This is a genomic window from Massilia norwichensis (genome assembly GCF_024753245.1).
Classification (GTDB): domain Bacteria; phylum Pseudomonadota; class Gammaproteobacteria; order Burkholderiales; family Burkholderiaceae_D; genus Telluria; species Telluria norwichensis.
In genome coordinates this window covers 35,495-48,284 of the sequence record NZ_JANUGX010000004.1, presented here as the reverse complement: position 1 = coordinate 48,284, position 12,790 = coordinate 35,495, and the positions used below count along the sequence as shown (strand labels likewise).

The following is a 12,790-nucleotide window of genomic DNA, read 5'->3' as shown; positions in this document are numbered from 1 at the left end:
ACGAATCGTGAATCAGCCGGGGTTTCGATGATTATTCTTCGGCTGCCGGCGTCGGGGTACGCTTGCGCATCCGACCGCTCAGCCAGGCGCCGGCCAGGCCCAGCACGCCGAGGCCGAGGAACAGATAATTCCCGCAGCGGATGAAGGGCGTCATGCCGCTGGTGCCTTGCACGGTGGCGGTCAGCACGCCCTCTTTATAGAAGGGCAGCACCTGCGCGATCCTGCCGCGGTGGTCGATCACGGCGGTGGCGCCGTCGTTGGTCGCGCGCAGCATCGGGCGGCCGGTCTCCAGCGTGCGCATGCGCGAGATCTGCAGGTGCTGCGGGACCGCGGTCGACTGGCCGTACCAGGACAGGTTCGAGACGTTCAGCAGCATGGTCGCCGGACGCGGCGCATTGCGCAGGCGGTAGGCGATCTCTTCGCCGAACACGTCTTCGTAGCAGATATTCGGCAGCACCAGCTGGTCCTTGACGGCGAAGGGCTGCTGCATCTCGGCGCCGCGGGTGGCGTCGTTCAGCGGCAGGTTCAGCATGTCGGTGAACCAGCGGAAGCCGGGCGGGATGAATTCGCCGAAGGGCACCAGGTGCGTCTTGTCGTAGCGGTAGGTCTGGGCCTGGGCTTGCGGTGTCACTGTGACCAGGCTGTTCGAATATTTGCCGGGGCCGTCCAGCAGCGGCATGCCGAGCGCCAGCGTGCTGCCGGTGCCGGCGGCGAAGCGCTGCAGGCCTTCCAGGTAACCCTGCGGCAGCTGGTGCGCGAAGATCGGAATCGCCGTCTCCGGGGTGGCGATCAGGTCGCTCGGGGCCGCCGTGATCATGTTCTGGTAAGTCTCGAGGATGCTGGTCAGGAAGGCGAGGTCGAACTTGCGGTCCTGCGGAATATTCCCCTGCAGGAGACGCACGGTGAGCGGCTGGCCGCTGGCCTGCGTCCATTCGACGCTGCGCAGGCCGGCGCCCGCCAGCATCAGCACGGCGAACAGCGCGAGGGCCGGCAGCCTGCGGCGCTGGGTCAGCATCGTCAGGCAGCCGGCGCACATCGCCACCAGCACGCCGATGCCGTAGACGCCGATCAGCGGCGCGAAGCCGGCCAGCGGCGCACCGTCATGCGCGTAGCCGGATGCGGCCCAGGGAAAACCGGTGAAGACCCAGCCGCGCATCCATTCGCTCACGCCCCACAGGATGGGCAGCACCAGCAGCAGGAAGGCGCTGACCGGCAGCGACCAGCGCCGCCGCAGCCAGGTGGCGACGCCGGTGGCGAACGCGCCGAACAGACCCATATAAAGCCCGAGCAGGATCACCCCGATCGCGCCGAGGATCGCCGGCAGGTGGGCGAAGCGGGTCATGAAGGTGTACAGCCAGTGCATGCCGGCCACCGACCAGCCGAAGCCGAACGCCCAGCCCAGTAAAATGGCGCGGCGCGTGGCGCTGCCCATGCCGACCTGGTAGAACAGCCAGGCCAGCGACACGAACTGCAGCGGCCACCAGCCGAAGGGCTGGAAGGAGAACAGGCTGAGTCCCCCGGCCACGACGGCGCAGGCGAGGGCGGTGAAGCTGGGACGGGTGCCGCGCAGCGCCGGGTCGGGCGCGGTGGCGGCTTGGGTGCGGCGGCGCAGGATCAAGCTTGGGTCCAATTCGTTGGCGCGTCGCCCCCGCCTGCGCGGGGGGACGAATGATTAGTCGTGCTCGTCGCCGTCTTCGCGCGGCGGCAGTTTTTCGACCAGCAGCACGTGGATCTGGCGGGCATCGGCGCGCAGCACTTCGAAGCGCAGGTTCTCGAGATCGAACACCTCGCCCTTGTGCGGCATGCGGCCCAGGTGGCTGGCGACCAGGCCGCCGATGGTGTCGACGTCGTCTTCCGGCAGGTCGACGCCGATCTCTTCGTTGAACTGCTCGATCTCGGTCAGCGCCTTGACGCGCCAGCGCGGGCCGTGCTGGCCTTCCTTGATCGACAGGACGTTGTCTTCTTCCTCGTCGAAGTCGTACTCGTCTTCGATGTCGCCGACGATCTGCTCGAGCACGTCCTCGATGGTGATCAGGCCGGCCACGCCGCTGTACTCGTCGACCACGATGGCCATGTGGTTGTGATTCGCGCGGAAGTCGCGCAGCAGCACGTTCAGGCGCTTCGATTCGGGGATGAAGATGGCCGGGCGCAGCATGGCGCGCACGTCGAAGGACTCTTCGGCGTAGTAGCGCAGCAGGTCCTTGGCCAGCAGGATCCCGACGACCTTGTCGCGTTCGCCTTCGATGGCCGGGAAGCGCGAGTGCGCCGTTTCCAGCACGATCGGCAGCCATTCCTCGATCGGTTTGGTGATGTCGATGACATCCATTTGCGAGCGCGGAACCATGATGTCGCGCACCGACAGGTCGGAAACCTGGAATACGCCCTCGATCATGGAGAGGGCATCGGCGTCGATGAGGTTGCGTTCGTGGGCGTCGTGCAGCACTTCAAGCAGCTCGGCGCGGTTTTCCGGCTCGGGGGAGATCAGGGCGGTCAGCCGTTCGAAAAGGGACCGGTGGGTTTTGACGTCGTTACGGACGTCAGCAGGGTGCTCGGGCATAGTTGGCGTGAAGCCGTTGTTGCGATGGGCATTAGGATACACCAAAAGCGCGGATGCCTGTTTTTTATGCAGCCGGGATAGGGCGAGGATATGTGCGCCGTCCCGATCGCCCTTTGTCCTATAGTTGCTCATTCGCTACCGAAGGAGTTTCCGCCATGCCCGCCCTGGATATCAACGGCACCACCACCAATCTCGATGTTCCCGACGACATGCCCCTGCTGTGGGCCATCCGCGACGTGATGGGCCTGACCGGCACCAAGTTCGGCTGCGGCGTCGCCCTGTGCGGCGCCTGCACCGTGCACCTGGACGGCCAGCCGATCCGCTCCTGCGTGACGCCGGTCTCGGCGGCCGCCGGCAAGAAGATCACGACCATCGAGGCGATCGGCAACGACCCAGTGGGCGCGAAGGTGCAGGATGCCTGGCGCCAGGTCGACGTGGTGCAGTGCGGTTACTGCCAGTCGGGCCAGATCATGTCGGCCACCGCGCTGCTGCAGACAAACGCCAAGCCCAGCGACGCCGACATCGACAACGCCATGGCCGGCAATATCTGCCGCTGCGGCACCTATGGCCGGATCCGCAAGGCGATCAAGATCGCCGCCGGCATCCCGTCGCCGGCCGTGGCGCCCGCCGCCCAGCCGGCAGCGCCGCGCAAAGCCTGATCCTGGAGCGCATCATGGAAACCAAAGACAAACAAAACGTATCGGCTTCGCGCCGCGGCTTCATGAAGGCCGGCGCAGTGGCCGGTGGCGGCCTGCTGTTCGGCTTCTCGCTGTTCGGCTGCAGCAAGGATGGCAAGGAAGGGCAGAACGACCGCCAGGAAAAACCGCCCGAGACGGCGGTCGGCCAGGCCGCCACCGCGGCGTCGGAACCGGCCGGCCTGGCGCACGATGCCTTCATCCGGATCGACAGGGAGGGGATTGTCACCCTGATCATCCACAAGGTCGAGATGGGGCAGGGCACCTTCACCTCGATGCCGATGCTGCTGGCCGAGGAGCTGGGCGCCGACCTCTCGAAGGTGAAGCTGGAGCAGGCCCCGGCCGACAACAGCCTGTACGCCGACCCGCTGCTGGGCGGCCAGGTGACGGGCGGTTCGACCTCGGTGCGCGGCGCCTGGAAGCCGCTGCGCGAAGCCGGCGCCAAGGTACGCACGGTGCTGGTGCAGGCCGCCGCCCAGACCTGGAAGGTCGACGAGAAGGAGCTCAGCGTGGTCGGCGGCACCGTGCGCCACGCGGCCTCGAACCGCTCGGCCCACTTCGGCGAACTGGCCGACGCCGCATCGAAGCTGCAGTTCCCGAAGACGGTCACGCTCAAGCAGGCGGCCGATTTCACCCTGATCGGCAAGTCGCTCAAGCGCCTGGATTCGCCGGTCAAGACCAATGGCCAGGCCATGTTCGGCATCGACGCTAGATTGCCGAACATGGGCATCGCGGCGGTGATGGCCTCGCCGGTCACCGGCGGCAAGGTCGCGGCGCTGGACGAGCAGAAGGCGATGGCGGTGAAGGGCGTGCGCCAGGTACTGCGCATCGAGGGTGCGGTGGCGGTGGTCGCCGATAACTTCTGGACCGCGAAGCAGGGCCTGGCGGCAGCCGCGCCGCGTTTCGACGACGGTCCGAATGCGAACGTCAGCACCGCCTCGATCGTGGCCGACATGGCCAAGGTGTCCGAAGGCACCGGTGCGGTCGCCACCAACAAGGGCGACGCGCTGAAGACGCTGGCCGCCCAGGACGGCGGCCGTCGCATCGACGCCGTCTACGAGATGCCCTTCCTCGCCCACGCGACCATGGAGCCGATGAACTGCACGGTCGACCTGCGCGCCGACGGCTGCGATCTGTGGGTCGGCACCCAGGTGCCGGCGCTGGCGCAGGGCGCGGCGGCCAAGATCACCGGCCTGCCGGTCGAGAAGGTGAAGGTGCACAACCACTACCTGGGCGGCGGCTTCGGGCGCCGGCTGGAAGTCGACATGGTGATCCAGGCGGTCGAACTGGCCCGCCAGGCCAAGGGGCCGCTGAAAGTCATCTGGACCCGCGAGGAAGACATCCAGCACGACATGTATCGCCCTTATTACTATGACCGCCTGTCCGCGAAGCTCGACAACAAGGGCATGCCGACCGCCTGGTTCCACCGCGTGACCGGCTCGTCGATCATGGCGCGCTTTGCGCCGCCGATGGTCAAGAACGGCGTCGACCCGGACGCCGTCGAAGGCGCCGCCGACCTGCAGTACGCGATTCCCGACATCCGCGTCGAGTACGTGCGCCACGAGCCGCCCGGCGTGCCGACCGCCTTCTGGCGCGGCGTCGGCCCGACCCACAACATCTTCGTGGTCGAGAGCTTCATCGACGAGCTGGCGTATGCCAGCAAGACCGACCCGGTGGCGTTCCGCCGCGCTTTATTGCAGAAGTCGCCGCGCACGCTGGCGGTGCTGAACCTGGCGGCCGAGAAGGCAGGCTGGGGACGGCCATTGAAACCGGTGGCGGGCCGCAAGGTCGGACGCGGCATCTCGACCCAGTTCGCCTTCGGCAGCTACATGGCGCAGGTGGCGGAGGTCTCGGTCGGGCCGGACGGCGACGTGCGCGTGCACCGCGTGGTGTGCGCGGTCGACTGCGGGCAGAACATCAACCCGGACGGCATCATCGCGCAAATGGAAGGCGGCATCGTGTTCGGCGCCAGCGCCGCGCTGTGGGATGAAATCACCCACGCAAAGGGGCGGGTGCAGCAGAACAACTTCGGCGACTACCGCGTGATGCGCATGAACGAGGCGCCGACCGTGGAGGTCCACATCGTCAACAGCCACGACGAGCCGGGCGGGATCGGCGAGCCGGGGACCGCGGGGATTGCGCCGGCGATCAGCAATGCGGTGTTCGCGGCGGTGGGGAAACGGGTGAGGAAGCTGCCGATTGGGGAGCAGCTCAAGAAAGCATAAGCGTGGACGTGGGCACGGGGTGCCCACCCTACGATAACCATGCCGTAGGGTGGGCACCCCGTGCCCACGCATTACATTCACTCCTCGGCGTACGGATCCGGGTAACCCAGCGCCTCCATGATGTCGCGCTCCAGCTGCTCCATCTCCTCGGCCTCTTCATCGTTCTCGTGGTCGAAGCCCTGCGCATGCAGCACGCCGTGCACCACCAGGTGCGCCACGTGTTCCTCGACCGTCTTCTTCTGTTCCTCGGCCTCGCGCTGCAGCACGTCGGTGCACAGGACGATGTCGGCCTGGGTCGGCTCGTCGTCCGCCAGTTCGGCGCCTTCGTTGTAGGCGAAGGTCAGGACGTTGGTGGCGTAGTCCTTGCCGCGGTAGTCGCGGTTCAGGGTTTGCCCCTCGGCGGCGTCGACGAAGCGGATCGCCAGCTCGGCCGGGCCGAGCAGGGAGGCCTGGACCCAGCGTTCGATCATCTCGGGTGTGATCGAGGCTTCCAGGCGGGTGTCGGGATACTGGACGTCCAGTTCGAGCTTATGCTTTTTTTCTTGCATTTCGGGTCGTGGGTTTGGCTACGCCAGGCAGGGCACCAAGCTCCTGCATCGAGGCGGATTTTTCGTAAGCGTCGACGATACGGCCCACCAGCGGGTGGCGCACCACGTCGGCGCTGGAGAACTGCGTGAACGCGATGCCGCGCACGTCCTTCAGCACGTGCATGGCATCGACCAGGCCGCTGCGCTGGGTCTTGTGCAGGTCGACCTGGGTGACGTCGCCGGTGACCACGGCCTTGCTGCCGAAGCCGATACGGGTCAGGAACATCTTCATCTGTTCGACCGTCGTGTTCTGGGCTTCGTCCAGGATCACGAAGGCATGGTTCAGCGTGCGGCCGCGCATGAAGGCCAGCGGCGCGATCTCGATGACCTGCTTCTCGAACAGCTTCTGCGTGCGGTCGAAGCCGAGCAGGTCGTACAGCGCGTCGTACAGCGGACGCAGGTAGGGATCGACCTTTTGCGCGAAGTCGCCCGGCAGGAAACCGAGGCGTTCGCCGGCTTCCACCGCCGGACGGGTCAGGATGATGCGCTTGACGGCGTCGCGTTCCAGCGCGTCGACGGCGCAGGCCACCGCCAGATAGGTCTTGCCGGTACCGGCCGGGCCGATGCCGAAGCTGATGTCGTGTTCCAGCACCGCCTTCAGGTACTGGATCTGGTGCGGGGTGCGGCCGCGCAGGTCGCTGCGGCGGGTCTTCAGCATCGGGCTGACCAATTCGCCGGACTCGTCGCGTTCGAGCTCGGCGCTTTCCTCGCTGACCGTTTCGCCCGGCTCCTTCTTCGCTTCGAGCGCCGCGGGCGCCTCGGCGATCGCCGGTTTCAGGCCGGCGCGCTGTTCGACCAGGGCCAGCTGCACTTCCTCGATCGGCACGACCTTGTTGGCCACCGCGTAGAAGCGTTCGAGCAGCTCCACCGCGCGTTCGGCATTGCTGCCGCTGACGATGAACTTCTCGCCGCGCCGGAAGATGGTGACGTCGAGGGCGGCCGAGATCTGGCGCAGGTTCTCGTCGAGCGGGCCGCACAGATGGGCGAGCCGCGTGTTATCGAGCGGCTCGGGGATGAAGTACGAAGGCTGGGTGGGCGTTTGATTTTTCAACTGGCTTTGGCAATCGTATCAATGCTGGCGACCAGGTCGCCGCGCAGGGTGTAATCCAGGCTTTCGGTGATGCGCACGTCGACCAGTTGGCCGATCAGTGTCTCGCCGAGTTCGCCCGGGACGAAGTTGACGACGCGGTTGTTCTCGGTACGGCCGGCAAGCTCGGGGAGGCCATCGCTACGGGGCTTCTTGGATGGGCCCTCGACGAGGATGCGCTGTACGGAGCCGACCATCGCGGCGCTGGTCTTGCGGGTGTTCAGGTCGATCTGGGCCTGCAGGCGCTGCAGGCGCGCCAGTTTCACCTCATGCGGGGTGTCGTCTTCGAGGTTGGCAGCCGGGGTGCCCGGACGCTTGCTGAAGATGAAGCTGAAGCTGTTATCGAAGCCGACGTCTTCCACCAGTTTCATCATCGCTTCGAAATCGGCGTCGCTCTCACCGGGGAAGCCGACGATGAAGTCGGACGAGATCGCGATGTTCGGGCGCACCGCCTTGATGCGGCGGATGATCGATTTGTATTCGAGGCCGGTGTAGCCGCGCTTCATGGCTTGCAGGATGCGGTCGGAGCCGTGCTGCACCGGCAGGTACAGGTGGTTCACCAGCTGCGGGATCTTTGCATAGGCGTCGATCAGGCGCTGGGTGAATTCCTTCGGATGGCTGGTGACGAAGCGCAGGCGCTCGATGCCGGGGATCTCGGCCACGTATTCGAGCAGCAGCGCGAAGTCGGCAATCTCCCCGCTGTCCATGACGCCGCGGTAGGCATTCACGTTCTGGCCCAGCAGCATGATTTCCTTCACGCCCTGGGCGGCCAGACCGGCGACTTCGGTCAGCACGTCCTCGAAGCGGCGCGAGACTTCCTCGCCGCGGGTATAAGGCACCACGCAGTAGCTGCAATATTTGCTGCAGCCTTCCATGATCGAGACGTAGGCGACCGGACCTTCGACCTTGGCGGGCGGCAGGTGGTCGAACTTCTCGATTTCCGGGAAGCTGATGTCGACCTGGGCGGCGCCGGATGCGCGGCGGGCCTGGATCATCTGCGGCAGCCGGTGCAGGGTCTGCGGACCGAACACCACGTCGACGTGGGGCGCGCGCTTGACGATCGCTTCGCCTTCCTGCGAAGCGACGCAGCCGCCGACGCCGATCACGAGATCCGGCTTGTTGCGCTTGAGTTCCTTCAGGCGGCCGAGATCGGAGAAGACCTTTTCCTGGGCCTTCTCGCGCACCGAACACGTATTGAAGAGAATGACGTCGGCGTCGTCCGGGGTATCGGTGCGCACGAGTCCTTCGGCCGCGCCGAGCACGTCCACCATCTTGTCCGAGTCGTACTCGTTCATTTGGCAACCGAAGGTCTTGATGAATACTTTTTTCTGCATGGCTGATGCTTTGACAAGTGAATTCCAGTTTACCGCAAATCGGAAACACGCCCGGAAATGGACGTGCGCAGCTCGATTCGCTTCTACCCAGAATGATTAATTTCTTAACCGTATGTTTTGAAACAGTCGGTTACATTGTTAAATCTTGAAAACGCCTTGCTAACTGTTATGTTTGTCATTGCCGGGAGGACTCTACTGCGAACCGGCAATTGCAAAATAAGTTCAAGAAAACTCTTGCGTGCGCCACAATCTGTCACCATGTGCTGAAATGACTGTATGACAAGCTTTCCCAACGATAGCTTGATTTCGATCAATGATTTTCGTGCTCAGGTCGAGTGTCAACTCGCCGTATGAGTTTGATAATTTGTTCGAAAAACAAGTGCGTGAAAGAAGCTGTTAGGGAGCGCACGGGGTCCGGGGTCGTTGTCGACGCGCAGTCGATTGATCGTTCGGTAACGTAATCCGGGAACTTATGTTGACGAAACGAAGTCTTTAACAAAGTTCGTAAGAGAACTATTTTAACCACTCACGAGGTAATCATGGCACATCACGCTCTGTCTTCACAGGAAAGCTACAACCCGAACCACTTGCTGGACATTCTGCTCGGCAAGATGCAACTGAAGAATGACGCAGCGCTGTCGCGCATGCTGGAAGTCGCTCCGCCGGTGATCAGCAAGATCCGTCACCACCGCCTGCCGGTCGGCGCTTCGCTGCTGATCCGCATGCACGAAGTGACCGGCATGAGCATCCGCGATCTGCGCGACCTGATGGGCGACCGCCGCACCAAATATCGCCTGTCGGATGCACAAGGCCGCCCGAAGCCTGAAGAAAAAGCTGCAAAAGAGGCTGCTGCACAAGCCGCTCAGCAAGCGCAAGCCCAGCCGCAAGAGCAGAGCGACGCATCGAAGTCCGGCAACTATGCGCACTGATGCCGAGGGCATGACAGCCGGTCCTGTCATGCCTCCGGCCAGACCCGGCAGCGGGTTCGCGTCCGTCAGGATTGCGTCCGCTGCCGTCACTTCCAGGCCGTCCTGAGCTGCAGGGGGAGCACCCCTTCAAGTCATCAGGATGGCCGACATCTCGTCCAGTTGTTGTTCCGTTTCCCGGAACAGATCCATATAAGCATCTTCGTTCAAGCCCATCGCATCCCAGGCCACGCTGGATAGTGCCGGCACCAGTTCATCTTCCTCGCCCGTCAGGTCGAGCGCATGGACAACGGCGTTGGCCACATGGACGATGGCGGCAAGGAATCCCGCGCCCGGTGTCTCGGGTGCGTGGTGATACGCGATTGCCTGGCGCATCGTGTCCGAAAAATTCCAGTGTTCCGCCAGCGCCACCCCGGCGTCGACATGGTCGATGCCCAGCACGCTGCGCTCGGCTTCCAGCCATTCGCTGTCCTGCCTGCCGCGCCACGCCAGCACCTCGCCGTAAGCCTGGGGATGGCCGGTCACCAGGACCAAGCGGCCTATGTCGTGCAGCAATCCCGCCGTGAAGGCGACATCCTGGTTGAAGCGCAAACGCCGTGCCAACGAACGGGAACAGGCCGCCGTCGCGATCGAATGGCGCCAGAAGGCTTTGTCATTGAAGCCCGGGCACCGGCCATTCGGGAAGCAGCCGGTAACGGCCGCAGCCGTGATCAGGTTGCGCGTGGTTTGAAAGCCCAGGAAGGTGATCGCCTGCTGGATCGTCGCCACCTTCACCTGCAGGCCGAAAGAGGACGAATTCGCCAGGCGCAAGGTTTTGGCCGTCAGGGCCTGATCGTAGGACACCTTTTTGGCCAGCACCGAGATATCGATATTCTCCTGCTCGATGCTGCTCAGCAGCTCCATCACGACGGCAGGCAGGGAAGGCAGGTCCTGCACGCTCGCGGCCAGCTGTTCGGGCGACAGTCTGCTCATCGCTGCACCTCGCGTCCCAGGCGGTAATCCTCCATATACTGGCGCAGCAGTCCAGCTGCCCAGTCGCCATGGTTGTCGCGCTCGTGCTTGCGGAACAGCCGGTCCAGCCTTTCCTGGACGCGCGCCGGATCGATCGCGATCGCGGGCGTGGCGCGGGCGGCGCCGAGGATGGGCAGCAGCTCGACGCCATGGCGTGCCAGCGATGCCAGCATGCCTTCGGTGAGCACTACGCCCTGCGCCAGCAGCACATTGCCCTTCTCGTCGCGCAGCACCTCGCCCAGGACCATGCCTGGCGCGACGGCAGCCAACGGTGTCAGCTGGTAAGCCCCGTTCATACTTCCCTCTTGCATTTCATTAACGGATTTATATTACCATCCGCATCGGGTGGACGGCTCCCCCTGGCCGGCAAGCCACGGCGAACTGTTGTATTCTCCGCAGGTTTCAATTTGATAGGACAAGCATGAAACTCTATTTCAGCCCGGGCGCCTGTTCGCTCGCTTCCCACATCGCCCTGATCGAGGCAGGCCTGGAATTCACGACCGAGCGCGTCGATATCCGCGCGCGCAAGACGGCAAGCGGCGCCGATTTCCTGGCGATCAATTCGAAGGGCTATGTGCCGGCCCTGGAACTGAAGGATGGTGCCGTGCTGACAGAAGGTCCGGCCATTCTCCAGTTCATCGCCGATCTCGCCCCGGACCGCCAGCTGGCGCCGGCCAACGGCACGCTGGAGCGTTACCGCCTGATCGAATGGCTGAACTTCATCGCGACCGAAGTGCACAAGAGCTTCAGCCCGCTGTTCCGTCCGACCTCGACCGAAGACATGAAGGAAACCGCGCGCACCCACCTCGGCAATCGCCTGGGCTGGATCGCCGGCCAGCTGGAAGGCCGCGACTACCTGATGGGTTCGCAGTTCACGGTGGCCGACGCCTACCTGTTCACGGTGCTGGGCTGGGCCAACTTCGTACAATTCGACCTGTCGCCGTGGCCGGTGCTCGCCGCCTACACCCAGCGCGTCGCCGCCCGTCCGGCCGTGCAGCAGGCGCTGCGCGACGAAGGCCTGATCAAGTGAGGTCCGGTGCTGCGCTGCGCCACTGAGCGCGCGGACAGGCTACCATGCGCGCCATGACAAGCAAACGCTACGTTGCCCTGCTGAGGGGCGTGAATGTCGGGCGCGCAAAACGTATCGCCATGGCCGACCTGCGCAAGCTGGTCGGCGACCTTGGCTATGACGATGTGCGCAGTGTCCTGAATAGCGGCAACCTGGTCTTCAGCGGCCCGGTCAAGCCGCAGGACGAGGTCGCCACGCAGATCGAAGAAGCGCTGGTGCTCAAGCTGGGCGTGGCTGCACGCGTGCTGGTGCTCGATGCCTTTGAACTCGCCGAGGTCATCGCCGGCAATCCCTTGCTCGACCAGGCCGGCGACCATTCGCGCCTGCTGGCCTTCATCCTGTCGAGCCCGCATTCAAGCCCGCAGGCACGCCAGGCGCTCGAAGGGCTGTGCGGCCAGGAATGGCAAACCGGCGCCACTGCGCTGGGCCAGCGCGCCGCCTACGTCTGGTGCCCGGACGGTATCCTCGATAGCGCCGCCGCGGCTGCGCTCGGCAAGCAGCTGGGCGATTCCACGACCTCGCGCAATTGGGCGACCCTGCTCAAGCTGCACGCGTTGTGCACTGCGCCCTTGTAAGCGGGCATCCGGTCCCCATATAAGAAACAAGCGGCACTGCAAACGACAACGGCGCCATTGGCGCCGTCTACTTTTTTCCCCTCCGCTCAGGATCACTTGAACTTTTCGCTGCTGTCGCGGCTCGCGCGGTAACCGATCAGGATCAGGCCCACCAGCATCATCGCAAACACTTCCGGTTCCGGCAGCTCGGACATCGAAGGCGAGGGCGGTGTCACCACTTCGGTACGCGCAACCGTCGCGATATCGGCAATGCGATGGCTGCGGATGGCGTGGGTCGTTTCGAGGTCGATCACGGCGGCCTGGGCGGCACTGCCGATGAGCAGAGTGAGCGTTGCAGCAAGAATGGTTCGTTTCACGGTCATTCCTTCCAAATGTCCACCGCGGAGACTGCATCCGGGTACCAATCCAGCATAGCAAAAAAGCGATACGGATTGCGCTCGTTACGTCTTGTTACCTGTTTCCCTAAAGCTGCTGAAAATATATTTTTTCTAATTATCTCAATAATAATTATTATCTCTTGATTACTTGTTTAATGTACAAATAAGAGAGAAAACTTTGCGGTTTGTCCAGCTAACTTATTGAAATCATAAAGAAAATCGGTATCAATTTGATCAGCTGTGTTGTGTCTCAAAATTTTTTCAGCGCACGGTATACACCTGTCTTTTCTTTGGGGGTATAGTCTCCATATCCCCATTGCCTTCGGGCATCAAAACAATAGCAGACG

13 protein-coding genes are annotated in these 12,790 nt (G+C 63.8%); 5 read left to right on the top strand and 8 right to left on the bottom strand.

The window, feature by feature from the left end:
* Nucleotides 1-31: 31 nt before the first annotated feature.
* Both lnt and NX782_RS04775 read right to left on the bottom strand, forming a co-directional pair.
* A complete protein-coding gene (gene lnt, locus NX782_RS04780; RefSeq protein WP_258844280.1) occupies nucleotides 32-1,618 on the bottom strand; it encodes an apolipoprotein N-acyltransferase in 1,587 nt (528 codons plus the stop codon).
* Nucleotides 1,619-1,672: 54 nt separating this feature from the next.
* A complete protein-coding gene (locus NX782_RS04775) occupies nucleotides 1,673-2,557 on the bottom strand; it encodes a CorC family transporter (protein ID WP_258844279.1) in 885 nt (294 codons plus the stop codon).
* A 155-nt stretch (nucleotides 2,558-2,712) separates the two neighbouring features.
* Between NX782_RS04775 and NX782_RS04770 the strand changes: the two genes are divergently transcribed.
* Complete coding sequence (locus NX782_RS04770; RefSeq protein ID WP_258844278.1) at nucleotides 2,713-3,216, top strand: (2Fe-2S)-binding protein; 504 nt, start codon at nucleotides 2,713-2,715, stop codon at nucleotides 3,214-3,216.
* A 14-nt stretch (nucleotides 3,217-3,230) separates the two neighbouring features.
* Nucleotides 3,231-5,477 carry a xanthine dehydrogenase family protein molybdopterin-binding subunit gene (locus NX782_RS04765; protein ID WP_258844277.1) on the top strand — a complete coding sequence of 749 codons (2,247 nt, stop codon included), beginning with the start codon at nucleotides 3,231-3,233 and terminating at the stop codon, nucleotides 5,475-5,477.
* 77 nt (nucleotides 5,478-5,554) lie between these two features.
* Here the strand turns inward: NX782_RS04765 and ybeY are convergent, their stop codons facing one another.
* From ybeY to miaB, 3 genes are read right to left on the bottom strand one after another with little or no spacing between them, the layout of a single operon-like run.
* Nucleotides 5,555-6,025 carry an rRNA maturation RNase YbeY gene (gene ybeY / locus NX782_RS04760; RefSeq protein WP_258844276.1) on the bottom strand — a complete coding sequence of 157 codons (471 nt, stop codon included), beginning with the start codon at nucleotides 6,023-6,025 and terminating at the stop codon, nucleotides 5,555-5,557.
* Nucleotides 6,006-7,115: a PhoH family protein gene (locus NX782_RS04755; protein WP_258844275.1), complete on the bottom strand. Its 1,110-nt coding sequence runs from the start codon at nucleotides 7,113-7,115 to the stop codon at nucleotides 6,006-6,008. Before NX782_RS04755 ends, ybeY begins: the two co-directional genes overlap by 20 nt.
* Nucleotides 7,112-8,485, bottom strand: a complete 1,374-nt coding sequence (gene miaB, locus NX782_RS04750) for a tRNA (N6-isopentenyl adenosine(37)-C2)-methylthiotransferase MiaB (protein WP_258844274.1) — start codon at nucleotides 8,483-8,485, stop codon at nucleotides 7,112-7,114. Before miaB ends, NX782_RS04755 begins: the two co-directional genes overlap by 4 nt.
* A gap of 539 nt (nucleotides 8,486-9,024) precedes the next feature.
* On the opposite strand from miaB, the gene NX782_RS04745 reads away from it, so the two are divergent.
* The gene (locus NX782_RS04745; RefSeq protein ID WP_258844273.1) at nucleotides 9,025-9,414 is read left to right on the top strand and encodes a hypothetical protein; all 390 of its coding nucleotides are present in this window, start codon (nucleotides 9,025-9,027) and stop codon (nucleotides 9,412-9,414) included.
* A gap of 126 nt (nucleotides 9,415-9,540) precedes the next feature.
* Here the strand turns inward: NX782_RS04745 and NX782_RS04740 are convergent, their stop codons facing one another.
* Both NX782_RS04740 and NX782_RS04735 read right to left on the bottom strand, forming a co-directional pair.
* Nucleotides 9,541-10,383 carry an HDOD domain-containing protein gene (locus NX782_RS04740; protein WP_258844272.1) on the bottom strand — a complete coding sequence of 281 codons (843 nt, stop codon included), beginning with the start codon at nucleotides 10,381-10,383 and terminating at the stop codon, nucleotides 9,541-9,543.
* Nucleotides 10,380-10,718 carry a hypothetical protein gene (locus tag NX782_RS04735; protein WP_258844271.1) on the bottom strand — a complete coding sequence of 113 codons (339 nt, stop codon included), beginning with the start codon at nucleotides 10,716-10,718 and terminating at the stop codon, nucleotides 10,380-10,382. Before NX782_RS04735 ends, NX782_RS04740 begins: the two co-directional genes overlap by 4 nt.
* A 125-nt stretch (nucleotides 10,719-10,843) precedes the next feature.
* Between NX782_RS04735 and gstA the strand changes: the two genes are divergently transcribed.
* Together gstA and NX782_RS04725 are read left to right on the top strand one after the other, a co-directional pair.
* Nucleotides 10,844-11,452, top strand: a complete 609-nt coding sequence (gene gstA, locus NX782_RS04730; RefSeq protein WP_258844270.1) for a glutathione transferase GstA — start codon at nucleotides 10,844-10,846, stop codon at nucleotides 11,450-11,452.
* A 44-nt stretch (nucleotides 11,453-11,496) separates the two neighbouring features.
* Complete coding sequence (locus NX782_RS04725; protein ID WP_258844269.1) at nucleotides 11,497-12,066, top strand: DUF1697 domain-containing protein; 570 nt, start codon at nucleotides 11,497-11,499, stop codon at nucleotides 12,064-12,066.
* A 92-nt stretch (nucleotides 12,067-12,158) separates the two neighbouring features.
* Here the strand turns inward: NX782_RS04725 and NX782_RS04720 are convergent, their stop codons facing one another.
* Entirely contained in the window at nucleotides 12,159-12,428 is a 270-nt protein-coding gene (locus NX782_RS04720) for a hypothetical protein (protein ID WP_258844268.1), read from the bottom strand.
* Nucleotides 12,429-12,790: the final 362 nt, after the last annotated feature.